Source organism: Flavobacterium branchiicola, assembly GCF_018383905.1.
GTDB lineage: Bacteria > Bacteroidota > Bacteroidia > Flavobacteriales > Flavobacteriaceae > Flavobacterium > Flavobacterium branchiicola.
Genome location: NZ_JAGYWA010000003.1, coordinates 1 through 26,921, shown reverse-complemented (window position 1 = coordinate 26,921; position 26,921 = coordinate 1). Strand labels below are relative to the sequence as shown.

Sequence of the window (26,921 nt, the reverse complement as noted above, 5' to 3'; positions counted from 1 at the left end):
ACTAAAGCTCTTTTCTTAGTTCCGAAGGAACAAAATATATTGTAGAGCTGGACTTCAGTCCAGTTTAAATAAAGAATTACAATTATGAGAAATTTAGAAAAACCAAATTTCTATTTATATGAAACGACAAACCCGACAGGCTTTTAAAACCTACACGATTTACCTATAGCATTCAACTCAACCCATCCGCCAACCGGACTGAAGTCCGGCCCTACAATATAAATCAAGCTAAAGCTCTTTTCTTAGTTCCGAAGGAACAAAATATATTGTAGAGCTGGACTTCAGTCCAGTTTAAATAAAGAATTATAATTATGAGAAATTTAGAAAAACCAAATTTCTATTTATATAAAACGACAAACCCAACAGGTTTTTAAAACCTGTCGGGTTTACTATGTATAATAATCTTCGCTAAAATTTTAAACTTTGAAAAAGATTATATTTAAAACTTTTAATGACTCAAATTCTCAATTTCTTTCGGATCATGTTTATGTTTAAATAAAATAGCAAACGCAATTGCAATAACCAATGCATAAGCCGCAAAAGACAACCAGATCGTATGCCAGTCTTTCATTAAAACGGGATTCGCAAATACACCATCAGCAGAAATTGAATTCCCCTGGCTTTTTACAAATTCAGTAATTTTAGAGTTAGAAGCATCTGTTTGTAAAAATCCAGCTAACTCCGCTGAAGAATGAAATGATTTTGTAAAGAAACGATCAATTGCCCAACCAGAAGTTAAACTTCCCAGAACAGCTCCTACTCCATTTGTCATCATCATAAATAATCCTTGCGCAGAAGAACGAATTTTAGAATCAGTATTACTTTCTACAAATAATGAACCTGAAATATTAAAGAAGTCAAATGCCATTCCGTAAACGATACAAGACAGGATAATCATCCATAATCCGCCAACAGGATCTCCGAAAGCAAATAATCCAAAACGCAGAACCCAAGCCAGCATACTAATCAACATAACTTGTTTGATCCCGAAACGTCTCAAGAAGAAAGGAATTGCTAAAATAAATAAGGTCTCAGAAACCTGAGAAATCGACATAATAATAGTCGAATATTTAATTACAAACGAATCTGCATATTTTGGAAAATGTTTAAACTCATCTAAGAAAACATCTCCATAAGCGTTTGTTAACTGAAGAGCTCCTCCTAAAAACATAGAAAAAACAAAAAACAAAGCCATTTTATAGTTAGCAAACAATTTAAAAGACTCTAAACCAAAAGTCTCCATCCAGGTTGCATTTTCTTTAATTAAGCGTTGTGGTTCACATTTTGGCAATGTAAAAGCGTAAACACCTAAAATCAAGGCACCAACTCCTGCGATATAAAATTGATATTCAGTAGCTTTACTTCCACTTAAATTTGTAATCCACATTGCAACAATAAAACCAATTGTTCCCCAAACACGAATAGGCGGAAAATCTTTTACAATGTTTTTGTTATTTAATTTAAGCGAAGTATAAGAAATAGAATTACTTAGTGCAATTGTTGGCATATAACAGCACATTGCTAAAAGCATTACAATAATAAAAGTGTCTGGAGTAGTTACTTGTGCAATTCCAAATAAAACAACTGCATAAAGTATATGAAGTGCACCGTATAGTTTTTCGGCATTAATCCATCTGTCTGCAATAATACCTGTAAGTGTAGGCATGAAAAGAGAAGCAATTCCCATGGTTCCAAACACTAATCCGAATTGAGTTCCTTCCCAGTTCTTTGTGCCAAACCAATAATTTCCTATTGTTATAAGCCACGCTCCCCACACAAAAAATTGAAGAAAGCTCATTATAATCAATCTGTTTTTAATCCCCATATAATAAAATTGTCTTTAGAATAAAATGAAGCGGTAAAACTACCATTTAAAATAATATCTGCAAAAAATTAAACCGTTTTAACAACATCATTTATTAATTCTAAAACTGCAGTAAACTGCTCCTCTTTATTTAAGTAGGAATTATCTATCTCTATGGCGTCGTCTGCAATTACCAAAGGAGAATCTTCACGATGCGTATCCATATGATCACGGTCTACTACATTTTTTAAAACTTCTTCGTAAGTTACATTATCGCCTTTTTCCTGTAATTCATCAAAACGTCTTTGCGCGCGGGTCTCGGCGCTTGCAGTCATAAATATTTTAAGTTCAGCATCTGGAAAAACTACAGTTCCTATATCTCTACCATCCATAACGATACCTTTGTTTTTTCCCATTTCCTGTTGTTGTTCCACTAATTTAGCGCGAACTTCAGAAACAGCGGCAACCTTACTAACAAAATTAGAAACTTCAATAGTTCTGATTTGCTTTTCTACATTTTCACCATTTAAAAACATTTCAGCAAAACCAAGCTCACCATTATATTTAAACTCAAGTTGAATTTTTGGTAAAGATTCTACCAGAGCTTTAGCATTAAAAGATTCAGTTTCAATAAACTTATTCTGCATTGCAAAATAGGCCACGGCGCGATACATTGCACCAGTATCAACATATACATATTGAAGTTCTTTTGCTAATTGTTTTGCTAAAGTACTCTTTCCTGTTGACGAGAAACCGTCGATTGCAATAGTGATTTTTTTCAATTTTATATTTTTAAATTTTTATTCTATTATATTTTATCCCTCTTCTAATAGTAAATATTCAGCAAAATACTTGATTCAGAGTTATCTATTATTTTGGAAATCCTATCGAAGTATTTTTTACTTACCATAGGACAACCAAAGCTGTTGCAAATGTAACCATCTTTCTCTTTATATGGAACATCATAATAGTAATGAAAAACAATATCTCGTTTGAAAGCATTACTATTTGTCTCATCCAAACCATACAATTTATAAGCCTTCCCAAACTTTCCTTTATAATCATTTCCAATATAATAACTACCTAATGAAGTACTTAATGAATTTGGTGTATTACTAAATTTTAACTTTCCCGGAACTCCAGTTTCTGAGCCAGACCCATGAGCAACTAAACCTTTATCAATAATTTTATTTTCCTCTAAATTGTATACAAAAAACCTATTCTTACCTGAAGGTATTTTCATATCAATCAAAAAAGCAATTTTACTATTGTACATTGAATTTTCATTAATCATCTTTCTAATTAAATCGACCTGAACATCAATTCTTTTATTCTTATCAGAAAGACAACTATCTGTTGTTTTCTTTGATATTCGGTAGCCAATAAAAATCAAGAGAATCAAAAAACCAATTAAAAGTGTTTTCTTCATTGTTAAAACTGTTCCAAAAAAAAGCTTCTTATTATCGAAAACTTTAATTTCTCCGACAACAAAAAGCTTTATACTTTTTAAAATTATTTTCGCTGATCTTTCTTTTTAGTAGTAAATATCCATTAGAATATTCGACTTAGAACTATCAATTATTTTTTCAATTCGTTTAAAAAACTCCTCATTCACCATCGGACATCCGTGGCTATTACTTATATAATAATTTTGTTCATCATAAGGAACTGCAGAATAAGAATGCAAGACAATAGCTCTTTTTAAAGCATTATTATTTGTTTCTTCTAAACCGGCAAGTCTGTATGCTTTTCCAAAAATACCTCTATAGGTTTTACCAATAGAATATCTGCCTAAAGCTGTACAATTTGAATTAGGTAAATTACTAAACTTAAGCATTCCTTTAATTCCAGTTTCAGAGCCAGAACCGTGAGCAACAAGCCCCTGATCTACTACTTCGCTTTTTTCTAAATCATATACAAAAAAACGGTTTTTCCCTGACGGAACTTTCATATCAACCAAAAACACAATTTTAGAATTGTATTTATGATCAATCTCAATCATTTTTTTTATATCTACTATTCTGGTATTAATTCTTTCCAATTCAACCTCGGTGATAGTAGATTCTTCTTCGCAGATGTAGTGTTTAAATCCCGTAAAAACACCTACAGTCATGAATAAAAACAGAGTAAATATTTTCATATTATTACTGAAAATTTAAAGTTAGACCAAAAAGACTTGTATTCGCTGCCAATGTATACCTAGAATATGAATAATTAAACTTTAACTTATTCATTCTTAAACCAAACCCTAAAGAAACACCTGAAAAATTGCGTTGTTCATTAATACGTAATTCTTCACCTCTTCTAAAATTATATCCTAAACGCAAATTAAATGCTTTTTTGGGGAAAAGTTCCATGCCAAAAACAACATGTCGCAAAGCATTATTTACAAATGAAACTTTTTCGTCACTTGTTGACCCATCAATATTGGTTTCTCCACGAACGGGGTTCGAAAAAGAAATATTCCACTGTTGCAAGTTTTCTAATGAAAGATGCCAACGTAATGGTACATGTTCTAATTCTTGTGAAACACCAGCAATGATTTCAAAGGGCAAATTCTCTTTTATTCCTGAATATGTAGTAAATTGAGTTCCAATATTACGGAATACTAAGGCCAAATTTACATCATTTTTTTCAATTACATACAAAAAACCTAAATCAATTGCTCCTCCAATAGAATTATAACTTTCTAATGATGAAGTTATTAACTTGACATTAGTCCCAATATGAAAATCTGTATAAGGAACATTGTATGCGTAACCCAATGTTAATGCGCCTTCACTTCCTTTAAAGTCCGAAGTTGCCTGCCCATTTTCATCATAACCTTCAAAGCTACCATAGTTTACATAACTTACTCCGGCATAAAACGTCTGAACATGTCTGTCATACGTATAAGCATACGATGCAGTACCATAAGAGGCCTCTCCGTAATAACTTCCGTAATTCATCGCCAGATGATTGTCCATATCTTCATTTAAAACTGCAGGATTAAACATCACCTGATTAACATCTTCATCATAAATCGTAATTGTTTTTCCTCCTAATGCTGCCTGTCTTGGCGACGAGGTCAGGTTGAGAAATTGATAGGTGTAGCGCCCTCCAATTTGCCCGAAGGAAATCGAACAAATTAGCAACATTAAAAATAAAACAAACCGTTTTAACATGTTTTTGGAAACGTTCCTATGTGGGAATAACGCAAATACAAAGATAAAATTATATAATTCAAAAAATAATTTTTATAATTACCTTAAAATCAACAATTATGCCATAATTCACACTTAAAATTCAGCTTCGAAATCATAAAAAAAATCCAGGATAAATAAAAAATTCCAATTTTCAAAGTCCAAATTCCAAGATGTTTGTCAAATTGGATTTAGAATTCAAAAAATTGGAATTTAGAATTTAAGTATTTAAAATTGAATTTTATTTCAATTGTTTAGCATTTTTTACATTTTGATCTGTTAAAGCCAAGGCCAAAACTTCACTCATTTCTTTTACATAATGAAAAGTAAGTCCTTCTAAGTACTCAGCCTTAATTTCATCAATATCACTTTTATTCTCGTGACATAAAATAATTTCCTTAATACCAGCTCTTTTAGCTGCTAATATTTTTTCCTTTATACCTCCTACTGGTAATACTTTTCCACGAAGTGTAATTTCTCCAGTCATGGCAAGATTTTTCTTTACTTTCTTTTGAGTTAACAAAGAAACCAGAGAAGTAAGCATCGCAATACCAGCACTTGGCCCGTCTTTTGGAGTTGCTCCTTCCGGAACGTGCAGGTGAATATTGTATTTTTGGAAAAGTTCAATTGCAAGACCTAACTTTTTGGCATTTGCCTTAATATATTCTAAAGCAATCGTAGCCGATTCCTTCATGACATTTCCAAGATTCCCTGTAATGGTCAAAGATCCTTTTCCTTCAGAAATCAGTGATTCTATGAACAAAATATCACCTCCAACACTTGTCCAGGCTAAACCTGTAACAACACCAGCAACATCATTGTTTTCGTATTTATCACGCTCTAATCTCGGAACTCCCAAAACTTTTACGATATCTTCATCGGTAACTTTCTTATTGTACTCCTCTTCCATCGCAACAGATTTTGCTGCATTACGAATTACCTGAGCAATTTTAGTTTCAAGATTACGAACACCAGATTCACGCGTATAACCTTCAACGATTTTTTCTAATTGTTTTTTACCAATTGTCAAATCTTTTGCTGTTAAACCGTGTGCTTCTAATTGTTTTGGAAAAAGATGTCTTTTTGCAATTTCTACTTTTTCCTCAATTGTGTAACCAGACATTTTGATTACTTCCATCCTGTCACGCAAAGCGGGTTGAATGGTTGCCATATTATTGGAAGTCGCAATAAACATCACTTTAGATAAATCATATCCCATTTCAAGGAAATTATCATAAAAAGCATTGTTTTGCTCCGGATCTAAAACTTCTAATAAAGCTGAAGACGGATCACCACTATTTCCGCTTGATAATTTATCTATCTCATCCAGAATAAATACCGGATTTGATGTTCCGGCTTTCTTCAAACTCTGAATAATACGTCCTGGCATTGCACCGATATAGGTTTTTCTGTGTCCGCGAATTTCTGCTTCATCACGTAAACCACCAAGTGAAATACGAACGTATTCACGTCCTAAAGCTTCGGCAACAGAACGACCAATAGACGTTTTACCAACTCCCGGAGGCCCTGTCAAACATATAATTGGTGACTTCATATCATTTCGCAGTTTTAACACTGCCAAATGTTCAATCATTCTTTTCTTTACTTCATCAAGTCCAAAATGATCTTTATCTAATATTTTCTGAGCATGTTTTAAATCAAATTTGTCTTTAGAATATTCGCCCCAAGGCAATTCTAAAAATAACTCTAAATAATTACGCTGAATTCCAAAATCTGGCGACTGGGGATTCATACGACGCATTTTAGACAATTCTTTTTCGAAATGTTTCTGCGTTTTTTCATCCCATTTTTTAGTTTTTGCTTTTAGCCCCATTTCGTCCATTTCTTCTTCCTGCGAAACGCCTCCCAATTCTTCCTGAATGGTTTTCATTTGCTGATGAAGGAAATATTCTCTTTGTTGCTGATCTAAATCAAAACGAACTTTTGACTGAATATCGTTCTTCAATTCTAATTTTTGAAGTTCAACATTCATATAACGTAAAGTTTCTAAAGCACGTTCTTTCAATCCATTTATTGATAAAAGACCTTGTTTTTCTTTTACAGATAAATTCATGTTGGAAGAAACGAAATTGATCAAAAATGATTGGCTTTCAATATTTTTAATCGCAAATGTAGCTTCTGATGGGATATTTGGACTTTCCTTAATAATCTGGATAGCCAATTCTTTAACAGAATCTAAAATAGCGGTAAACTCCGTATCATCTTCTGTTGGACGATCTTCTGCAACTTCTTTAATTGTTGCAGTGATATAAGGCTCTTCTGAAACCACTTCGTCGATTTCAAAACGTTTTTTTCCTTGCAGAATAACGGTAACATTTCCGTCAGGCATTTTTAAAACACGAAGAATTCTGGCAACAGTACCAATTTTATGAACATCATCTTTAGATGGATCTTCATCTTCTTCATTAATTTGAGACACTACACCAATAATTTTTCCACCGGCATTAGCATCATTTATCAATTTAATAGACTTGTCTCTTCCTGCAGAAATTGGAATAACAACACCCGGAAACAAAACAGTATTACGTAAAGGTAAAATTGGCAATGAAAGAGGTAACTCTTCATTGTTCATCTCTTCTTCGTCTTCTGGTGTTAATAACGGAATTAATTCTGCTTCGGAATCAAATTCCTGAAGTGACAGATTGTCAATAGTAAGTATTTTATGATTTGACATAATAATATATAAGTCGTTTTGTCATTAAAAGTTTAATCCTATATGTAAATAGTCCTCTAAAAGGTACAGATTTGAATCAACACTGTAATTACAACATAGGCCGTAAAAATAGACAATCATTATGCCAAATCCAAAAGCATCACTTTTGAAATTTTAATTTGCAGCTTATTTATTCTCAATTAACCTAAATGCATAAAAAAAACCGAAAGTTAATTCGGTTTTTTAAGCTTTTAAAAAAGTATGATTAGTTAACTTTATAAGAAGCTAACTCTGAACTTGCATTATTAAAAATAAATTTAACAATCCCTACATCTTTTGCAATCCAGTATTCTGCATCTGCAGAAGTAGCTGTTTCACCTTCCATAGTTGCTTCCTGATGTAATTTAAACTTAATAACATCTTTATAAGTAACACTTTTGATTGTTTCAGTTGCCCCTTTTGCCAAAATAGTTCCTGTATATTTCACTACTAATTTTATAACTGGAATTCCAGGGTAATCAAATGTAGTTTGCTGTGTATAAGTTCCTGTCCAGGTTTTATTTATTTCTAAGTTATCTTTAAAGAAAACAAATTCATATCCGGTTGTTTTACCAGATATTCCGTTTGCACTATATAAAATATCATCAATCTTGATAAAATACTCTCCATTAACTTTTTTAATAGATACTTTGGCACTGCCATCTCCGCTTGTACCGGTAGTTACAAATTGATCGAATTTAAAATAGGTATCTCCGCCTACTTTCTCTGAACCAATTATTTTCATCGTAGATTTTGTTCCGTTCTGATCTAAGACCCATTGATTACCAACCGCTGTTGGCCAATAATCTGTTTGAGGATTTGACGAATCGTCATTATTTCCTGAATCGCTTGAACAGGAAGTAAACAAAGAGACTGACACAAATAATGTCATTAATGCAATGCATTTAATTTTTTTCATGGTATTTGATTTGTTTTTGATTGCGTTAAAAGTAGTAAAATTAGGACTTAATTTTTCACTATTTTATTAACAAAATAATTCTTAGTAATACACATCAAAAAACATCTAATAATCAACTACTTAAAACAAATACGTTTCGATATTTAAAATTTGCATTCCAAATATCTCCTGATAAAAAATACTATTTTGAAAAAAAATAAAATTATTTTTATAGAAAGTGTAACATATCAAAAAATATAAGGTCATTATAATAAACCAGCAAACTATTACTTGAGTATAACTAACCAAAATATCGAAGAATTAATCGCGCTTTGTAAAGAGAATAATCAAAAGGCTCAATTTGAAATTTACAACCGTTACAGTAAAGCCATGTATAATGTGGCGTACCGTATTGTAAAAGACGAACATTTTGCACAAGACGTCATGCAGGAAGGCTTTTTGAAAGCATTTACAAAAATAAACGATTACAAACAGGAAGTCGCCTTTGGGGCATGGCTAAAGAGAATAATTATCAATTATAGTATTGATTTTTATAAAAAGAATAATGCCTTTCAGGTTGATGATCTGAGTAAATCACTTTACAAAATTGAAGAAAATGATCCTTTATATTCTGAAAACATTGATCTAAATACACTTAAAGTAAAACAGGTTTTAGATACCATTTTAGGCCTAAAAGATAATTATCGCATGGTACTAACACTTTTTTACATTGAGGGTTACGATCAGGAAGAGATAAGTGAAATTTTGAATATTAGTTATGCAAACTGCCGCACAACGTTAAGCAGAGCAAAAGATAGTTTGCGAAAAAAATTAGAGGAAATATGAAAACGGAAAAAGACAATTTAGATCAATTATTTAACAAATTTGAAGATCAGTGGGATATTCAGGAAATGCATACTGATCATCAGGCAGATTTTTTAAAGAAGTTAAACACAAAACAGCCAAAGCAAAAGAAATACTGGTTTGTAACAGCTATTGCGGCTTCTATCGTCTTAATGTTGGGAATTTCGGTCTTTTATAAAAATGAAAAGCCGAAAGAATTCAAATTTGCCTCTAAAGAAACACAGCGAACCGATTCTATTTTTAATATCCTTATTGATAACGAACTCGTTAAACTAAAAGAAAAAAGCTCTCCGGAGAATGAGCAAATCATTAATGACGCTTTAAAACAAATGAAAGTTTTTGATGCTGATTATCAAAAAATTATCACAGAATTACAAAAAAATGGCGAAAACAAACAAATTATTTATGCCATGATCAGCAATCTGCAAACAAGGATATCATTTTTGCAGACTGTTTTACAAAGAATTGAAGAAAACGAAAATCTAAAAAATACAGCAAATGAAGAAACAATGTAAAATACTAATCCTGTTCATCCTGATTCCTTTTTTAGGATTCTCTAATGATGACACTTATATTTCGAAGCAAAAGAATATCAAAAAGACCTATATCGTAAATGCCGATGCAGGAATTGATATTGATAACAAATATGGTAATATCACCGTATCGACCTGGGATGAAGACAAAATTGATCTGGATATTATAATAAAAGTGACCGGAGGAAATGAAAACTGGGTAAATGAAAGATTAAATAGTATAGATGTTGACATTACAGCATTGAAATCTATGGTTACTGCAGTTACACAGACGGGAAATTCATCTATAAAAAGCAAAGGCAGCAGCAATAGTTTTGAAATTAACTATGTAATAAAAATTCCAAAAAACGGGACTGTCAAATTGGTAAACAAATATGGAAATATTTCTGTAGTCAGTTTAGAAGGATCAAGCAATATTGAGTGCAAATACGGTAAAGTTTCGTTAGGAAAACTAAACAATTCAAACAACAGAGTTGAAATTCAATATTGTCAAAACTCAACTATTGATTACATCAAAAACGGATTAATCGAAGCTCGTTATTCCGGTCTAAAAATTAATGATTCAGGGAATTTGAATCTGGATACCAATTATACTGATTTAGTTATTTCTAATGGTCAAAACATTAAATACGATTGTAATTATGGGAATTTTAAATTTGATAAAATAAGCTCTGTTACAGGTTCTGGAAACTATCTGACAGTTGGAATTGCCGAACTTTCAAATAGTGCCACAATTGGTGCCAATTACAGTAAAATTAGTGTGTCTACAATTACCAGCAAAGCAAATGATGTAAATATAAATTCCGGTTATTCTGATGTTTCACTTGGTTACGATTCAAATTATGCCTTTGATTTTGACATTAACACAAAATATGGTGGTATAAAAAGTGATAACTCTCTGGAAGTTCAGGTAAATGAAACTAAAAATACCAGCAAAAGAATAAGTGGCTACAATAAAAAGAAAGGTCAGAATAAAATAATTATCAATTCGAATTACGGAAGCGTAACATTAATCAAAAAACAATAATCTTAAAAAATCAAACCAATGAAAAAATTAACTCTATTAGCAATTTTTGGCGCATTTTTAATAAGCTTTTCGGCTAGCGCCCAAACAGAAAAAATAAAAGGCAATGGGAATGTTGTGACCGAAACAAGAACAACAGCTGACTATGATGTAATAAAATCTACTGGCTCTTTTGATATAAATTTAGTAGCTGGTAAAGAAGGAAAAATTACAATTACTGGAGAGCAAAATATTTTGGCTGCCATTATCGTAGAAGTTGAGGGCAATGTTCTAAAAATTCACACTAGAAAAAACACTAATATAAGTTCAAGCATGGGTAAAAAGATACAAATCACTATTCCGTTTGAAAAAATATCCGAGTTAAGTCTTTCCGGATCAGGAGATGTTACAGCTAAAAGTCCGATCAAGAATGATACTTTTACAGCAAAATTATCCGGATCAGGAGATATCGATTTAGCCGTTGATTCTAACACATTTGAGTTTAATTTGAGCGGTTCGGGAGATGTTAAACTAAGAGGAAATTCAGATAGTCTGGTGGTAAAACTTTCAGGATCGGGAGATATTCAGGCTGCCAGTTTAAAATCTAAAAATGCCAATGTTAGTGTTTCGGGTTCAGGTGATGTTAGTGTAAACTGTAACGGAAGTCTAACAGCAAGAGTTTCTGGTTCGGGAGATATTAAATATACTGGAAATCCTGAAAAACGCGATGTAAAAGTTTCCGGATCAGGAAGCATTTCAAAAGCATAATTTACTTTATAGCTTCATAATAAAAGGAATTAAAATCATCAATCAAAAATAATCATCTTTTATTATGAAGCTTTTTTATACCCTTATTTTAGATTTTGTCAAAATTTCCATCAATTGACAAAACCCTTCTTATAGAAAAGAAATAGCACAGCTCTATTTCACATTGGATTCCCAAAAGTCCAATTCTACGCTTTATACAACAACCATTTTAATAGTAATATAAATGAGACGGATAATTTTTATTTTCCTTCTGATGCTTTCTTGTGCCCTTACTTTTGCTCAGACAACGAAAAGCACTAAGAATCTATCTGAACAGATTAATACTTTAAACGAACTGAAAAACAGTACTAATGAAGTAATGAAAAAATATAATTTAAAAGGTTTAAGTGTTGCTGTATTTGAAAACTATCAAATAATCTGGACCAATCAATGGGGAATAAAAGCAGTTGATTCTGATGAAAAAATTGATGCAAATACAGCTTTTTCTACAGCTTCAATATCCAAACCTGTAACTGCAATTGTTTGCGCAATATTGGAAGAAAGAGGATTAATCAATTTAGATGATCCCATCGAAAAGTATTTAAAAAGATGGAAACTTCCGGAAAGCAATTATACTAAAGATGTGAACGTAACCTGGAAACAACTATTATCACATACTGCAGGAACAAGTCAGGGTGGTTTTGAAGATTATTACACAGGCGATTCGATCCCGACGATTGTAGAAAGTTTGCAGGGAAAATTACTTCCGCGATCCAAAAAACCAATTGAGTTTCTATTTAAACCAGGAACAAACTGGGAATATAGTGGCGGCGGATATGTAATTATTCAATGCGCACTTGAAGATTACTTCAATAAACCGTTGGCGCAAATTGTAAAAGAAACACTATTAGATCCGTTGCAATTGCAAAACTCAACTATGATTCAGCCCAATGAAAACGGATTTTTGACTAATGTTGCCAAAGTTCACAATAGTAAAGGTCAAATAATAAGAACCGGAATTCCGATAACGCCACAAGTTGCTCCATCAGGTTTATGGTCTACTCCTACTGATTTAGCTTTGATTGCTATAGAAATGCAAAAAGCTTTGGCTGGAAAAGGAAATAAAATTATCTCTCAAGCTGTTGCAAAAAAAGTCACTGATATTGTTACATTAAATGGTGCGCGCGGCTGGAGTTATGGTTGGGAAAGAAGCTTAGGTTTTGGAAATCTGGAATGGTTTTCTCATAATGGTTCCAATACGGGAACTGGCGGCGATTTATTGGCAACGATGAAAAATGGTAACGGAATTGCAGTTTTAGCAAATGGTGACAAACCCAATCGCATTCCTGTAATGACTTATATTGAAAAAGAAATCATTACGAAACTTCATTGGAACAAACCAATCATAAAAAGCCATTCAAAACAAATCCCTCAAAACCTAAAAGAAGGCATAAAAGGCTATTACACTGAAATTCTATACGGTTATGACAGATTAGGAACAACCAAAATAATTGAAGAAAATAATACGTTATTTCTGAATTCTCCTGTTTTGAAGGAAAACTATAATTCTGAAAAAAATGAAATGTATTATTTGGGAAACAACTCTTTTAAAATTGAAAATTATCCCAATATCATTCAGTTTAATCTGGATAAAAATCAATTAAAATCTATAACTATTTCACGTCCTGATTATACGGATAAAAAATTGGAACTTCCATTAGATAAAATCAGAACGCCGCAGACGGAATTAATTGAAATTTTCAGCGAAAATACTTTTGATATCGCATTACCAAAATTTAAAAAATTGAAGTTGAAATATCCTGAATATAACTTTGAGGAAAATTTAAATAGTTTAGGATATAGTTTTGTAAATAAAAAGCAAAATGATAGTGCAGCTAAGATATTCGCCCTTAATTGTTCTGAATATCCAAAATCAGCAAATGCTTATGACAGTTTGGGAGAAGTTTATGAAGCTATTGGAAAGCTGGATTTGGCAAAAGTCAATTATCAAAAATCTTTAGACTTAAATCCTAAAAATGAAAATGCCAGACAAATGATTTCAAAAATCAATGCCCGGCTTTAAATATACTATTAAGGCACTTTTTATAGTGCCTTTTTTGGTACTCTTCTTAATAAGAAAATTGATGTAACAAAGAAAACTGCCAGAATAACAATTGCAGCACGCGGACTTCCTGTTTGCTGATCAATAATTCCGTAAACGCACATTCCGATTACAATTCCGATTTTTTCTGCAACGTCATAAAAACTAAAAAATGAGGCTGTATCTTCTGTATCCGGTAATAACTTTGAATATGTCGAACGAGACAAGGCCTGAATTCCTCCCATTACAAATCCGGCAACTGTAGCCATAATATAAAAATGCATTGGCAATGTAATAAAATAAGCCAAAGCACAAAAAACAGCCCAAATAGCATTAATAAAAATTAAGGTTGGAATATTTCCGAATTTTGCTGATGCTCTTGAAGTCGCCACAGCACCAGCTACAGCAACCAATTGAATAATTAAAATGCATTTAATTAAACCAATCGTACTGTCTTCTTCAGATGCCCATTGAATTTCCTGTGCTCCAAAATAGGTAGCAACCAACATTACGGTTTGCACTGCCATACTTGAAACAAAAAAACCACCCAAATATCTTCTTAATGGCACATTCTCTTTTAATAGTGCCCAAACTTTTTTCAACTCTTTAAAACCGTTGAATACTACCGCTCTAGTTAATTTTTCGCCACCTTCTTTTTTTCCTTTTGGCAAATAATAATATGCATACTGGCTAAATAATACCCACCATACTCCTACCATTATAAAAGAATATCTCATAGCTTTCATTGAAGCATCAGGTTCAGAAATATAAAACCATTCCGGTTTCATAATCATGGCTAAATTAATAAGCAATAAAAGTACACTTCCAATATATCCCAAAGAATATCCTTTGGCACTAATCTTATCCTGTTGTTCTTCAAAAGCAATGTCTGGAAGGTAAGAATTGTAGAAAACCAAACTTCCCCAATATCCTAATAATCCAAGAAAGTAAAAAGCCAATCCTACATAAATATTACCAAGATCAAACCAATACAATCCCATACATGAAAGAGCGCCTAAATAACAGAAAAATTTCATGAAGGATTTTTTATCCCCAACATAATCAGCAATTCCCGATAATAATGGTGAAATAAAAGAAACCACTAAAAACGCAGCTGCAGTAATAAAACTAATTAATGCAGAATTTTTTAAATTAAGTCCAAAAACTTCAATGTAATGATTGTTTGTTTTGGCAAATAACTTCTCGTAAAAAATTGGAAATACTGCCGAGGCAATAGTAAGTGTATAAACGGAGTTGGCCCAATCATAAAATGCCCAGGCATTTAATAATTTTTTATCTCCTTTTTGCAGGTTTTTCATAGAAATGGTTTTGTTAATGCGGTACGAATTTATCTAATTTTTATCATAATCAAATACAAATTATCCGAATCCTATATTATTAAATTATAAACTATAAAAAAAGCTACCCGAAAACGAATAGCTTAGAATTATGATATCTTCTGATAATCAGAATATTATTTTATAGTTCCTACTTTAAGTGCCATTGATTTAGCTTCAGGAATTAAAGCTTTAATATTGGCAATCCTTGTTGCATCAGATGGGTGCGTACTCATAAATTCAGGGCTTGACGCTCCGCCTGATTTTGCAGACATTCTGCTCCAGAAAGCAACAGCATCATCTGGATTGTAACCAGCAATCGCCATTAATGTCAATCCAATTTTATCTGCTTCACTTTCATTACTTCTACTGAAAGGCAACATCACTCCAACTTCAGAACCAATTCCGTAAGCCTGAGCAAAAATTTGCTGAGTAGCTTCCGATTTTCCACTTGTTGCTGCTCCTAAAGCCGCTCCCCCAATTTGTTGTAATTGTGCTGCAGACATTCTTTGCGCACCGTGATTCGCTAGCGCATGCGAAACTTCGTGTCCCATCACTGTTGCCAAACCAGATTCGCTTTGTGTTACTGGCAAAATACCAGAATAAACAACAATTTTCCCTCCAGGTAAACACCATGCATTTACCTCTTTGTTGTCAACCAATTTATATTCCCAGCGATAATCTTTTAAATACTGCGATTGCCCTAAATAGTTTAGATATTTTTCGGCAGCGAGTTTAATTTTATATCCTACCGTTTCAACCAGTTTAGCATCTGCTGTACCGGTAATAACTTTATTTTCAGTCAAAAACTGATTGTATTGTTGAAAAGATGAGGGAAATAATTCGCTGTTAGAAACAAAATTTAAACTCTGCTTTCCTGTTATAGGGTTCGTTGCACAGCTATATACCAAAACTGCTGTAAAAAGTCCCGCAATTAGTTGTTTTTTCATGATCTTAAAAATTTAAACACAAACAAAAATACAACTAAAATAATACCAACTTTTACACAATTTTCAAAAACCGTATCAGAATTTACTTATTCACCAACAATATGCAGCTCATTGAACTCTTTATCAACGATCAGGAAATTATTTTGTTCAAAATTTATTTTATCAAACTCAATTTTTTCATTGTCAATTTCTATTTCAGTTACTTTAAATGGAAGACCAATTAAATTGATTTTATATTTAGAATATGGTGTGATATACTTTCCTTCTTTATGAAGCTGAATAATTAATTCTTTTTCTTTCCCGATAGTTCTTAAAGACAAAAAACTGTAACGTCCTTTCTTGTAATCATAACCATCCTGCGCGTCTTCATAAACTGCTGAATTTTCTTTGCCTTTTTTAAAATAGACATCAAGTATTAATTCATCAAATTCTAACTCTCCAACATACTGCTGAACCGGGTATTTCGGAATAATAGCTCCCGCTTTTATAAAAACAGGAATCTCATCAAATTTGGTATCAATCCAAATCTCTCTACCTCCGGTAAAAAGCTCATTTGTCCAAAAATTATACCACTCACCTCTAGGTATATACATACGTCTACCTACAGCATTAGGTTCAAGTATTGGACATACTAAAATTTGGTTTCCAAAGATAAATTCATCATTACGATAATGCGTTTGTGTATCTTCCTGATCATAATACACCAAAGGTTTCAACATCGGAACGCCTTCTTCTATATATTGCCAAAACATGGTATATAAATACGGTAGAAGCTGATAACGCAGGTTAACAAATTTTCTGGTAATATTAATTACTTCTTCATCAAAAGCCCAAGGTTCCTGATTTCCATGATCTCCTGAAGAATGCGTTCTGCAGAAAGGATGAAAAACACCTAACTGAATCCATCGAGCATACAATTCGCCTGTTGGCTGTTCGGCAAAACCACCAATATCAGAACCTGTAAATCCCATTCCGGAAATCGACATTCGCTGCACCTGAATATTGGCAATCCACAAATGTTCCCAAGTTGCAACATTATCACCCGTCCATGACGATGTGTAACGCTGTGCGCCAGAGTAAGCTGATCTTGTAATTACAAAAGGACGTTTTGGATAAGCAAATCGTTTTACACCATGATAAGTGGCTCTTGCCATTTGTGTGCCATAAATATTATGGGCTTTTCTGTGACTACATGGATTTCCGTCATAAACATGTCGAACATCCATTGGAAAAGTCTTATTTGGAACTTCCATAACGGCTGGTTCATTCATATCGTTCCAAACTCCTTTTACGCCAATGTCTGAAATTAATTCTTTAAATAAACCAGCCCACCATTCTCTTACTACGGGATTTGTATAATCCGGGAAATTACATTCTCCCGGCCAAACTTTTCCTTTCATATAAGGACCATCAGCTCTTTTGCAGAAATAACCTTTTTCCAACGCCTCTTTATAAACCCAATAATCTTTATCAATTTTAATTCCCGGATCGATAATAACAATGGTTTTAAAACCATCTTCAGCTAATTCGCTGACCATCTTTTTGGGATCTGGAAAATATTCTTTATTCCAGGTAAAACATCGAAAACCTTCCATATAATCGATATCTAAGTAAATAGCATCGCACGGAATTTTTAGTTCTCTAAATTTTGAAGTGATTTCTTTTACTTTGCTTTCCGGATAATAACTCCATTTACATTGATGATATCCTAATACCCAAAGTGGCGGTAATTCAGGTTTTCCTGTCAAATCTGTATAAGTTGTGACAACATCCTGCATTTGCGGCCCGTAAATGAAATAATAATTCATTTCGCCTCCTTCTGCCCAAAAACTGGTTACATTTCTTCTTTCCTGACAAAAATCAAAAAAGGTTCTAAATGTATTATCGAAGAAAACTCCATAAGATTTTTGATTATGTAAACCAATATAAAACGGAACTACCTTATAAAGCGGTTCCTGATCTTTTTGATAAGCATATTGATCTGTAGCAAAATTTTCTACTCTTTTGCCTTTTAAATTCATTTGAGTGGCTTTGTCTCCTAAACCGTAAAAACATTCCCCATCTTTAGAGGATTTACTCATTTTTACAATGTTTCCGCCATATTCATAACTTTCTTCCCAATGGAATCCAAGTTCATCCTGAAGAATCAGACAATCATTTAAATCATAAATAGACAAACGAACATCAGCTTTTTTAATTTTGCAGACTACTTTGCTTGTTCTGATTTCAAAATAATTTTCGTCTTCATTTACTTGTAAGAAATTGTATCCATGCAATTGCGTTTTATCAATTGCGTAAGAAAAATCGTTACTAAAATAGCCTTTTGTAGTAAAACGAAAACGAAGTAAACTGTCTCTAAGAACCGTAACTTTTAAAATTACATTATTATCCGTGTAAAAAGAAATAGAATCACCCTCATGCTCATGTGATACTATTTTTGACGGAAATAAATTGCCTTTATGTTCTAATGATGTATTTGTAATCATAATGCTATTTTCTTAATTTAAGAACTCTATCTTTACTTCAAACATACAAAAAAACTATGTAAAGCACTATGAATAAAAGGTTTATTCACGAAAACGTTTTTCCTGAATGAGTTTCAAATTTGTTTACATAAAATCAATAATTCGATAATTTTAAAACACAAAACTGATAAAACAGCATTAAGAAAAATTCTCTCTAATTATTACTCAAAAGAAAAAACAGTAACACTTAAAGGAGGCAAAATTAATTCTACAGAATAATCCCTTCCGTCATACGGCGAAGATTCTACTTTTATAGATTTAGAATTTCCTACTCCGCTTCCACCATAAATTTCAGCATCGCTATTAAAAATTTCTTTTATTTTTCCTTTTTGAGAAATACCAATTCTGTAATTTTCCCGAACTATCTGAGTGAAATTACAAACCACAATTACATTTTGATCCGGATCATTACCTTTTCGGATATACGAAATAACAGCATTTTGATGATCAGAATAATTAATCCACTCAAAACCTTCCCCTGAGAATTGTTTTTCATACAATGCCGGATAAGATTTATAAAGTTGATTCAAATCTGTAATTATCTTTTTAATTCCCGAGTGATAATCATACTGAAGTAAATGCCAGTCTAAACTTTTCTCAAAATTCCATTCGTCGCCTTGTCCAAACTCAGATCCCATAAACAATAATTTGGTTCCCGGATGTGTGAACATATAGCCGTAAAGTAATCTTAAATTGGCAAACTTCTGCCATTCATCACCGGGCATTTTGTTTGCAATTGATTTTTTCCCGTACACCACTTCGTCATGAGAAAACGGAAGCATAAAATTTTCCGTAAAAGCATAAGTCATCGAAAAAGTCAAATCATTCTGATGGTATTTTCTATACACAGTTTCTTTCTGAAAGTATTTTAAAGTATCGTGCATCCAGCCCATCATCCATTTCATACCGAAACCTAAACCACCAGTAAATGTTGGTCTTGATACCATTGGAAATGATGTACTTTCTTCAGCAATAGTTTGAACTCCATCAAAATTAGCATAGATTACTTCATTGAATTCTTTAAGAAAACTTATGGTTTCTAAATTTTCTCTTCCGCCATAAATATTAGGTTCCCATTCACCATCATTTCTGGAATAATCAAGATACAACATCGAAGCTACAGCATCAACTCTCAATCCGTCAGCATGATAATTTTGAAGCCAAAAAACAGCATTACTAATTAAAAAAGCACGTACTTCATTTCGACCATAATTAAAAACCAAACTTTTCCAATCAGGATGATAGCCCTTTCTACGATCCGGATGTTCATATAAATGAGAACCATCAAAGAAACCTAAGCCATGTGCATCATCAGGAAAATGAGACGGAACCCAGTCTAAAATAACTCCAATACCAGCCTGATGCAGTTTATCTACCAAAACCATAAAATCCTGAGGTTTTCCAAAACGGGAAGTTGGCGCAAAATAACCTGTTAATTGATATCCCCACGAGGGATCATAAGGATACTCCATAATCGGCATAAATTCCACATGTGTAAAACCAGTTTCTGTCACATATTTTACCAAATCATCTGCTAATTCTAAATAGCTTAGAAAACGATTATTTTCGCCACGTTTCCATGATCCCAAATGCACTTCATAAACTGAATAAGGTTTATCTAAAGAATTTGTTTCATGACGGGATTCCATCCAGTTCTTGTCTTTCCAATTATAATCCAAATCCCATACAACAGAAGCGGTATGAGGTGGCTTTTCACAGTATAAAGCAAATGGATCAGCTTTCTCTGTTACAACTCCATTTATATTCGACTCTATTTTATATTTATAAAGCATGCCTTTCGAAATACCAGGAATAAATCCCTCCCAAATTCCGGAAGAATCCCATCGAACCTGAAGCTGATGTTCTCCTTGTACCCAATAATTAAAATCGCCCACCACAGAAACTGTCTTTGCTGTGGGAGCCCAAACAGCAAAATAAACACCTTTCACTCCATTCACTTCAATTAAATGCGCTCCTAACTTTTCATATAGTTTGAAATGTTTTCCTGCTTTGAATAAATCGATATCAAAATCAGTAAATAGAGAATGCGTAATTACTTTTGTCATATTTGGTTTTTAAGGCAACAATTGAAACTTGGGATTTGTTTTTTTTTGAATTGAAATTTGGAATTTTTCTATTGGAATTTAAAAAATTATTCAATTCTAAAATTATCCGAAAGAATAACTCCTTTTTTAATCACAACAATTCCATCTTTAATACTATATAATTCATTGGTAAAATTATCTAAATGTTTTCCTCCATTTATATGTACATTATTTCCTATTCGTACATTTTTATCAACTAAAACATTTTTTATAAAGCAATTTTCACCAATTCCAACGTGAATTTTATTGACACTTGCTTCATGATTCAATTCGTCCAAATCCTGATAGAAATCATTCCCCATCACATAACAGTTTTCAAGAACAGTACCTGTACCAATTCTGGAACGAATGCCAATTACTGAACTTTTAATTTCTTTCGCATTGATAATACAACCCTCAGAAATTAATGATTGGTTAATAATGGAATTTCTAAATTTTGATGGCGGTAATAATCTTGGTCTTGTAAAAATCTTATTATCGTTATCAAACAAATTAAACTCTGGAATATCATCTGTTAAGCCAATATTTGCTTCAAAAAAGGATTCAATATTTCCAATATCTGTCCAATATCCCTCATATTGATAACTCAGTATTTTATGTTTACCAACAGCTTGCGGAATAATCTCTTTTCCAAAATCTTTTGTATCCGGATTTGCCATTAATTCTTCCAACAGTGATTTATTAAAAATATAAATTCCCATTGAAGCCAGGTATTTTTTACCTTTTTCCTGCATTTGCTCACTAACATCAGATTCCCATTGCGGCAATAAAGAAGCATCTGGTTTTTCAATAAAAGCTTCAATAACACTTTCATGATTGGTTTTTAAAATTCCAAATTCAGGTGCATCTTTAGCATTTACAGGTAAAGTTGCAATAGAAATTTCAGCGTCAGCGGCAATATGTGCTTCAAGCATTTCATTAAAATCCATTTGATACAACTGGTCCCCTGACAGAATTAAAGCATGGTCAAAATCATGTTTCAAAAAGTGAGACATACATTGTCGTACTGCATCTGCAGTTCCCTGAAACCAGGTCGGATTATCCGGAGTTTGTTCGGCCGCTAAAATATCAACAAACGACTGACTGAAAATACTAAAATTAAAAGTGTTCTTAATGTGTGCATTTAACGATGCAGAATTAAACTGGGTCAAAACAAATATTTTAAAAATATCAGAATTGATACAATTTGAAATAGGAATATCTACTAAACGGTATTTTCCACCAATTGGTACTGCAGGTTTTGATCTGGTTTCTGTTAACGGAAACAAACGTGATCCTTGTCCTCCTCCTAAAATAATAGCAACTACATTTTTCTTTTTAAATTTCATTTTTCTCAATTATTAGGTTGTATATCTCGATATATTCTTGGCACACTCTTTCCCAGGAATGATCTGCTGACATTCCTCTTTTTAAAACTTTATTGAAATTTATTTTATCATGGTATAATTTCACTGCACGATTTATCGAATAACAAATATCCCCAACCGAAGCCTGATCGTGGCAAACGCCGTTTCCTTCATCACCAAAATCAGTCACTGTATCTCTCAGTCCACCTGTTCTCCTAACAATCGGAACGGTACCATATCGCATAGCATACATTTGATTCAAACCGCATGGCTCAACTCTTGAAGGCATTAAAATATAATCTGATCCGGCGTAAATTAAATGTGCTAAATCTTCATTATAACCAATAAAAACATTGTAGTTCCCTTTATAATCATCACGCAATTGTGTCAACTGCTTCTCTATCTCCGTATTTCCTGATCCTAAAATCAAGATATTAATATTTTCGAAATTTTCAGATAATGCCAATGCAGAAGCTTGTGGTAATAAATCACCACCTTTTTCTTCAAATAATCGCCCAATAAAACTAAATAATGGTTTTGTTGAATCTAATTCAAATTGTTCACAAAGCTTTTCTTTATTTTTTTGCTTTCCACTTTCAAAAGTTTCTATAGAATAATGGTGCTCAATCATTTTATCTGTAGACGGATCCCAGACTTCGATATCAATTCCGTTTAAAATTCCTTTTGATTTATTTCGAACCGAATTAAAAAGGGATTCTAATCCGTTTGCTGCATAATTAATCTCATTCAGATAACTTGGAGAAACAGTTGTTACAGCCTGTGCACACTTTACTCCCACCGCCAATGAATTAATCGAATGATTCCATTCTAAAAAACCAACATGAATCAAATCAAATTCTGGCAAATAATGCAGTTTATCAAAACCAAACCAGCCCTGATATAAGCCGTTATGAATAGTGATTGCAGTTTTTACATTTCGCAAACTTTCGTATTTGTAAGCATATTTTATCATAAAAGGAACAACACCCGTATGATGATCATGACAATTTATAATTTCCGGAATTGTATTGCGAGCCATAATCCAGTCTAAACTTGCAATCTGAAAAGACAAAAAACGTTCAATATCATCTTCGTATCCATAAACATTTGGTCGATCAAATAATTCCTTGATTTCTATCAGGTATAATTCATATCCAAGTTTATTAGAAGTCTCTTTTAAAACGCTAAACGGAAAATCAAAATTTCCCAATTTCACATTTCCCCAGTGAACGCACTCAAAATCATTTTCTTTTCTAAATTTTGTGTCATAACACGGAACAACAACCCTTACCTGATGACCGGCATTTGTCTGATACTTAGGTAATGCACCAACAACATCGGCCAAACCTCCAACCTTTGCCATTGGGTAACATTCTGCACTTAAATGAAATATTTCCATCCTAAAAATTTATAACAGTATTAAATAGCAAGCACTGATTTATTTTTATTTCTTAAGTAATCATTAATGTGCTACTTTTATGTTTTTTAAATTTAGGAAAAAATAAGCAAAATTTAGCCCTCAAGTAAAATTTAAACAATATGTCAAAAAAGGAAACTAATCCTACTAAATCATTAAAAATACCACAGTTTATTATTATATCCTGTAAAATTTGCGCTTTTATTTCAACCAAACTGGTTACATCCTATGCCGCAAAACTATTTACCACACCTATAAAACATAAGATTCCAAAACGAGAATTGGAGATGGACACTAAAAGTGTTCAAAAAATAATTCATGTTCCAGAGATTGACAAAAACATTGTTACTTATAATTACGGATCAAGTGATCGAAAAGTTCTATTAGTTCATGGATGGTCAGGAAGAGGTACCCAGTTATTTAAAATAGCAGATGAACTTTTAAAAAATGGTTATTCGACAGTAAGTTTTGATGCACCCGCACATGGAAAATCAAAAGGTAAATCAACCATTATGTCTGAATTTATTGCTTCGATTATAGAGATTGAAAAACAATTTGGCCCATTTGAGTTTGCAATTGGCCATTCACTTGGCGGAATGTCTGTTTTAAATGCTATTAAAGACGGACTGAACGTAAAAAAAGCAATTGTAATTGGTAGTGGAGATATTGTTCAGGATATTTTAGACGAGTTTATTTCAAAATTAGGGTTAAAACAAGAGATAAGCGAACGTCTACGCAATCGTTTTGAAAATAAATATCAGATGAAAATGGATGACTTTTCTGGTTATAGAGCAGCACAGAAAGTAAAAATTCCAGTTTTAGTCATTCACGATAATGATGATCCTGAAGTTTCTGTTAAAGCAGGAATTCACATTCATCAGAATCTAGAAAATGGAACTTTATATTTGACTGATCACTTAGGTCACAGAAAAATCCTTGGAAATCAAAATGTTATTAAAAAAACAATAGATTTCATCAAAACTGCTTAATTTTGTGATAGTTACATTATTTCAAAAATTAACTTAAATTAAAATTAAAATGGATTTATTTGGAGAATCAAATGAATGGGAAGCTAAATTAGAGCCCATTTTAGAGAAATATAAAGGAAAAAAGCATCCCTTAGAATACCAAAATACGTATCAATTATTGGTAATGGTAATTTTATCTGCACAAGATTCTGATGCCAATATTAATAAAATTGCACCGACATTATTTGAAAAATTTCCAACACTAAATAGTTTATCAAAAACAGATCATGAGACATTTATACCTTATATAAGTAAAGTTCGAAACTTTGGAACTAAAGCAAACTGGATATTAGAAATTGCCAAAACAATTCAAAACGATGACCTAATCCCTTTAACAATGCAAGGATTGACAGCTTTAAAAGGCGTTGGACGAAAATCTGCCAACGTAATTTTAAGAGAAACCGGCAAACCTGCTGAAGGCATTATTGCAGATTTACACGTTATTCGCGTAGCTCCAAGAATTGGAATAATAAAAGAAAGCAAGGATGGAAATAAAGTTGAAAAAGATTTAATGCAGGTTTTACCAAAAAACATTTGGTCGGAAATTGGTATGGCAATATCTTTTCTTGGAAGAGAAACCTGCAGACCAAAACCTAAATGCGAGGAATGTCTTTTAGCAGACGCTTGCCTATATTTTGCGACAGAAGTCGCTTAAACTAAAACTTATTTTCTGCGAGTATCAATTAAATAAATAATTTTCCAGGAATCTTTCTCTTTAAACAAAGTAAAAGTATTCACTCCCGAATGACTCAACTTATCATTTAAGTAAAATTCATACGGAGCCCAAACATGAGCCATAATTCCATCAATTTGAATAGAATAACTTAGAATTTTCTCTTTAAATTTCATATTTGCAGGGATTGAAGCAATGGATTTATAAAAAGTACTGGCTTTTTCGTCAGACAGTTTATTTCCTTTTATTGCACTCTCACTAATTGATTGCAAAATAATAGCGTCAGAACATACTGATTTTATTTTAATTGAATCTTTTTGGTGAAATCCTTCAAAAAAAATTTCAATAGTTTTCTGAACTTCCTGCTTTTGTGCATTTGCTGACAATCCTAAAAGTAAAAAAGCAAAAATTAAATATATTTTCATAGTCTTAAATTATTAAACACCAAATTGAGATAAATGATGATCTAAATGTTTAGCAAACATATTATTCCATTCCTGAGAAGTCAGATTTCCAAAAGAATGCGAGCTCTTGCCTTCAAACTCAATTTTCCCTAATTCTTGTGTTTTATTTATGTAAGCAATTAGTCTTTTCTTTTCAACTTCAAAATCCCGATTTCCTTTTATTATAAATTGAGGTGCAGTATTGTTATTCTGTGGATAAGGTTTATCGCTTACCACCTTGTTTTTAACCAAAGTCTTTAAAATAAACTTCAAAAAAACATTTGGTTTTGGATGAATATCATCGTAAACCATTTCATAAGACACATTACAATGAGCCAGCATTTGATCAACAGACATTTTTCCCCAAAGTCCTTGAGAATCTGATTTTAAATGATTAATTCTATCAATAAACTGATCACAATCTTTCTTTTGAAAAATATTTTGCATAATTTAAATTAAAGTTTTATAGAAAAACAAAAATATAAAAATTACTCTGAAATTATATTTTAACGAGAAATATATTCTTTAAAACTCTTATTATGGCGTTTCCCTTCGGGTCGTGCTGTCCGCTGTATTCCCGATCAACAAAAACTACGGCTAAAAAGCCTAGTTTTTCTAAATCGGGAGATGCCGCTTCCATCACTAACGCAAGTACATATTAATTGAAGTTTTGTATACAGAAAATAATTACAAAAAAACTATCCGTTTTGGATAGGTTTTTTAAAAAGAAAGGCGATGACCCCCGATAGCTATCGGGGCTCCCACAAAGCGCAGTACGATTCAATATTGAATAAAACAAAAAATCCCCATCAAATAAATGATGAGGATTCTTTAAAAGAAAGGCGACGACCCCCCGATAGCTATCGGGACTCCCACAAAGTGCAGTACAATTCAATATTTTACAAAACAAAAAATCCCCATCAAATAAATGATGAGGATTCTTCAAAAGAAAGGCGACGACATACTCTCCCACATAACTGCAGTACCATCTGCGCAGGCGGGCTTAACTACTCTGTTCGGGATGGGAAGAGGTGAGCCCCGCCGCAATAACCACCTTAAGAAGTTATAATTGCTTTGGGCAATTTTTTAATTAATAATTGATAACTAACAATTAATAATTAAAATAATATTTTAACATACTGAGATAAAGAAAGGTTTTTATTATTTAGAAAGTTTCTTCTCTCCCGTCTTTTGGACGGGAGAGAAAAGGGTGTACATAAGCTTACGGATTATTAGTACTACTCGACTATGA

At 32.5% G+C, this 26,921-nt stretch carries 22 protein-coding genes and 1 rRNA gene; 7 read left to right on the top strand and 16 right to left on the bottom strand.

The features are described 5' to 3' along the window. Positions 1-448 precede the first annotated feature (448 nt). The 7 genes from KHA98_RS07170 to KHA98_RS07140 form a co-directional block, all read right to left on the bottom strand. Complete coding sequence (locus KHA98_RS07170; RefSeq protein WP_213256765.1) at positions 449-1,825, bottom strand: nucleoside permease; 1,377 nt, start codon at positions 1,823-1,825, stop codon at positions 449-451. A gap of 68 nt (positions 1,826-1,893) precedes the next feature. After that, entirely contained in the window at positions 1,894-2,586 is a 693-nt protein-coding gene (gene cmk / locus KHA98_RS07165; protein WP_213256763.1) for a (d)CMP kinase, read from the bottom strand. Positions 2,587-2,630: 44 nt separating this feature from the next. After that, positions 2,631-3,233, bottom strand: a complete 603-nt coding sequence (locus tag KHA98_RS07160; RefSeq protein ID WP_213256761.1) for a murein L,D-transpeptidase catalytic domain-containing protein — start codon at positions 3,231-3,233, stop codon at positions 2,631-2,633. A gap of 105 nt (positions 3,234-3,338) precedes the next feature. Beyond that, positions 3,339-3,944, bottom strand: a complete 606-nt coding sequence (locus KHA98_RS07155; RefSeq protein ID WP_213256759.1) for a murein L,D-transpeptidase catalytic domain-containing protein — start codon at positions 3,942-3,944, stop codon at positions 3,339-3,341. A 4-nt stretch (positions 3,945-3,948) separates the two neighbouring features. Continuing rightward, positions 3,949-4,968 carry a type IX secretion system protein PorQ gene (gene porQ / locus KHA98_RS07150; protein ID WP_213256757.1) on the bottom strand — a complete coding sequence of 340 codons (1,020 nt, stop codon included), beginning with the start codon at positions 4,966-4,968 and terminating at the stop codon, positions 3,949-3,951. 259 nt (positions 4,969-5,227) lie between these two features. Then, positions 5,228-7,681 (bottom strand): endopeptidase La, encoded by a 2,454-nt coding sequence (gene lon, locus KHA98_RS07145; protein WP_213256755.1) that lies wholly within the window; start codon positions 7,679-7,681, stop codon positions 5,228-5,230. Between the two features lie 244 nt (positions 7,682-7,925). After that, a complete protein-coding gene (locus KHA98_RS07140; RefSeq protein WP_213256753.1) occupies positions 7,926-8,618 on the bottom strand; it encodes a hypothetical protein in 693 nt (230 codons plus the stop codon). Positions 8,619-8,888: 270 nt separating this feature from the next. On the opposite strand from KHA98_RS07140, the gene KHA98_RS07135 reads away from it, so the two are divergent. From KHA98_RS07135 to KHA98_RS07115, 5 genes are all read left to right on the top strand, one after another. Then, on the top strand, positions 8,889-9,443 hold the full coding sequence (locus KHA98_RS07135; protein ID WP_213256751.1) for an RNA polymerase sigma factor: 555 nt from the start codon (positions 8,889-8,891) through the stop codon (positions 9,441-9,443). Then, the gene (locus tag KHA98_RS07130; protein ID WP_213256749.1) at positions 9,440-9,976 is read left to right on the top strand and encodes an anti-sigma factor; all 537 of its coding nucleotides are present in this window, start codon (positions 9,440-9,442) and stop codon (positions 9,974-9,976) included. The genes KHA98_RS07135 and KHA98_RS07130 overlap by 4 nt, the downstream gene beginning before the upstream one ends. After that, positions 9,960-11,021 carry a DUF4097 family beta strand repeat-containing protein gene (locus KHA98_RS07125; RefSeq protein WP_213256747.1) on the top strand — a complete coding sequence of 354 codons (1,062 nt, stop codon included), beginning with the start codon at positions 9,960-9,962 and terminating at the stop codon, positions 11,019-11,021. Before KHA98_RS07130 ends, KHA98_RS07125 begins: the two co-directional genes overlap by 17 nt. 18 nt (positions 11,022-11,039) lie before the next feature. Further along, on the top strand, positions 11,040-11,765 hold the full coding sequence (locus tag KHA98_RS07120; RefSeq protein ID WP_213256745.1) for a head GIN domain-containing protein: 726 nt from the start codon (positions 11,040-11,042) through the stop codon (positions 11,763-11,765). A 223-nt stretch (positions 11,766-11,988) separates the two neighbouring features. Then, positions 11,989-13,827: a serine hydrolase gene (locus KHA98_RS07115; RefSeq protein ID WP_213256744.1), complete on the top strand. Its 1,839-nt coding sequence runs from the start codon at positions 11,989-11,991 to the stop codon at positions 13,825-13,827. Positions 13,828-13,847: 20 nt separating this feature from the next. On the opposite strand, the gene KHA98_RS07110 is transcribed toward KHA98_RS07115, so the two are convergent. From KHA98_RS07110 to KHA98_RS07085, 6 genes are all read right to left on the bottom strand, one after another. Beyond that, a complete protein-coding gene (locus KHA98_RS07110) occupies positions 13,848-15,164 on the bottom strand; it encodes an MFS transporter (protein WP_213256742.1) in 1,317 nt (438 codons plus the stop codon). Positions 15,165-15,319: 155 nt separating this feature from the next. After that, positions 15,320-16,132, bottom strand: coding sequence for a M48 family metallopeptidase (locus tag KHA98_RS07105; RefSeq protein ID WP_213256739.1), 813 nt, complete (start codon positions 16,130-16,132; stop codon positions 15,320-15,322). 86 nt (positions 16,133-16,218) lie between these two features. Beyond that, positions 16,219-18,618: a glycoside hydrolase family 31 protein gene (locus KHA98_RS07100; RefSeq protein WP_213256737.1), complete on the bottom strand. Its 2,400-nt coding sequence runs from the start codon at positions 18,616-18,618 to the stop codon at positions 16,219-16,221. Positions 18,619-18,818: 200 nt separating this feature from the next. Continuing rightward, on the bottom strand, positions 18,819-20,723 hold the full coding sequence (gene glgB, locus KHA98_RS07095; protein ID WP_213256735.1) for a 1,4-alpha-glucan branching protein GlgB: 1,905 nt from the start codon (positions 20,721-20,723) through the stop codon (positions 18,819-18,821). An 86-nt stretch (positions 20,724-20,809) separates the two neighbouring features. Then, on the bottom strand, positions 20,810-22,090 hold the full coding sequence (locus KHA98_RS07090; protein WP_213256733.1) for a glucose-1-phosphate adenylyltransferase: 1,281 nt from the start codon (positions 22,088-22,090) through the stop codon (positions 20,810-20,812). Continuing rightward, positions 22,080-23,507: a glycogen synthase gene (locus KHA98_RS07085; RefSeq protein WP_213256731.1), complete on the bottom strand. Its 1,428-nt coding sequence runs from the start codon at positions 23,505-23,507 to the stop codon at positions 22,080-22,082. The genes KHA98_RS07090 and KHA98_RS07085 overlap by 11 nt, the downstream gene beginning before the upstream one ends. A gap of 140 nt (positions 23,508-23,647) precedes the next feature. Here KHA98_RS07085 and KHA98_RS07080 point away from each other — a divergent pair, with 140 nt between their 5' ends. Both KHA98_RS07080 and KHA98_RS07075 read left to right on the top strand, forming a co-directional pair. Further along, positions 23,648-24,514 (top strand): alpha/beta hydrolase, encoded by an 867-nt coding sequence (locus tag KHA98_RS07080; RefSeq protein WP_213256729.1) that lies wholly within the window; start codon positions 23,648-23,650, stop codon positions 24,512-24,514. Between the two features lie 49 nt (positions 24,515-24,563). Then, positions 24,564-25,208, top strand: coding sequence for an endonuclease III domain-containing protein (locus KHA98_RS07075; protein WP_213256726.1), 645 nt, complete (start codon positions 24,564-24,566; stop codon positions 25,206-25,208). A gap of 8 nt (positions 25,209-25,216) precedes the next feature. Here the strand turns inward: KHA98_RS07075 and KHA98_RS07070 are convergent, their stop codons facing one another. From KHA98_RS07070 to rrf, 3 genes are all read right to left on the bottom strand, one after another. Next, complete coding sequence (locus tag KHA98_RS07070) at positions 25,217-25,651, bottom strand: nuclear transport factor 2 family protein (protein ID WP_213256724.1); 435 nt, start codon at positions 25,649-25,651, stop codon at positions 25,217-25,219. Positions 25,652-25,663: 12 nt separating this feature from the next. Beyond that, on the bottom strand, positions 25,664-26,116 hold the full coding sequence (locus KHA98_RS07065) for a DUF1569 domain-containing protein (RefSeq protein WP_213256722.1): 453 nt from the start codon (positions 26,114-26,116) through the stop codon (positions 25,664-25,666). Between the two features lie 501 nt (positions 26,117-26,617). Next, a 5S ribosomal RNA gene (gene rrf / locus KHA98_RS07060) occupies positions 26,618-26,727 on the bottom strand. Between the last annotated feature and the right edge of the window lie 194 nt (positions 26,728-26,921).

Bases quoted from the DNA above. Each gene is read 5' to 3' on its own strand.
- KHA98_RS07065 (WP_213256722.1), bottom strand. From the start codon at position 26,116: ATGCAAAATATTTTTCAAAAGAAAGATTGTGATCAGTTTATTGATAGA.
- KHA98_RS07125 (WP_213256747.1), top strand. From the start codon at position 9,960: ATGAAGAAACAATGTAAAATACTAATCCTGTTCATCCTGATTCCTTTT.
- KHA98_RS07090 (WP_213256733.1), bottom strand. From the start codon at position 22,090: ATGAAATTTAAAAAGAAAAATGTAGTTGCTATTATTTTAGGAGGAGGA.
- KHA98_RS07160 (WP_213256761.1), bottom strand. From the start codon at position 3,233: ATGAAGAAAACACTTTTAATTGGTTTTTTGATTCTCTTGATTTTTATT.
- KHA98_RS07140 (WP_213256753.1), bottom strand. From the start codon at position 8,618: ATGAAAAAAATTAAATGCATTGCATTAATGACATTATTTGTGTCAGTC.
- KHA98_RS07110 (WP_213256742.1), bottom strand. From the start codon at position 15,164: ATGAAAAACCTGCAAAAAGGAGATAAAAAATTATTAAATGCCTGGGCA.
- lon (WP_213256755.1), bottom strand. From the start codon at position 7,681: ATGTCAAATCATAAAATACTTACTATTGACAATCTGTCACTTCAGGAA.
- KHA98_RS07130 (WP_213256749.1), top strand. From the start codon at position 9,440: ATGAAAACGGAAAAAGACAATTTAGATCAATTATTTAACAAATTTGAA.
- KHA98_RS07075 (WP_213256726.1), top strand. From the start codon at position 24,564: ATGGATTTATTTGGAGAATCAAATGAATGGGAAGCTAAATTAGAGCCC.
- KHA98_RS07070 (WP_213256724.1), bottom strand. From the start codon at position 25,651: ATGAAAATATATTTAATTTTTGCTTTTTTACTTTTAGGATTGTCAGCA.
- KHA98_RS07155 (WP_213256759.1), bottom strand. From the start codon at position 3,944: ATGAAAATATTTACTCTGTTTTTATTCATGACTGTAGGTGTTTTTACG.
- KHA98_RS07080 (WP_213256729.1), top strand. From the start codon at position 23,648: ATGTCAAAAAAGGAAACTAATCCTACTAAATCATTAAAAATACCACAG.
- KHA98_RS07120 (WP_213256745.1), top strand. From the start codon at position 11,040: ATGAAAAAATTAACTCTATTAGCAATTTTTGGCGCATTTTTAATAAGC.
- KHA98_RS07170 (WP_213256765.1), bottom strand. From the start codon at position 1,825: ATGGGGATTAAAAACAGATTGATTATAATGAGCTTTCTTCAATTTTTT.
- glgB (WP_213256735.1), bottom strand. From the start codon at position 20,723: ATGACAAAAGTAATTACGCATTCTCTATTTACTGATTTTGATATCGAT.
- KHA98_RS07105 (WP_213256739.1), bottom strand. From the start codon at position 16,132: ATGAAAAAACAACTAATTGCGGGACTTTTTACAGCAGTTTTGGTATAT.
- KHA98_RS07100 (WP_213256737.1), bottom strand. From the start codon at position 18,618: ATGATTACAAATACATCATTAGAACATAAAGGCAATTTATTTCCGTCA.
- KHA98_RS07115 (WP_213256744.1), top strand. From the start codon at position 11,989: ATGAGACGGATAATTTTTATTTTCCTTCTGATGCTTTCTTGTGCCCTT.
- KHA98_RS07085 (WP_213256731.1), bottom strand. From the start codon at position 23,507: ATGGAAATATTTCATTTAAGTGCAGAATGTTACCCAATGGCAAAGGTT.
- porQ (WP_213256757.1), bottom strand. From the start codon at position 4,968: ATGTTAAAACGGTTTGTTTTATTTTTAATGTTGCTAATTTGTTCGATT.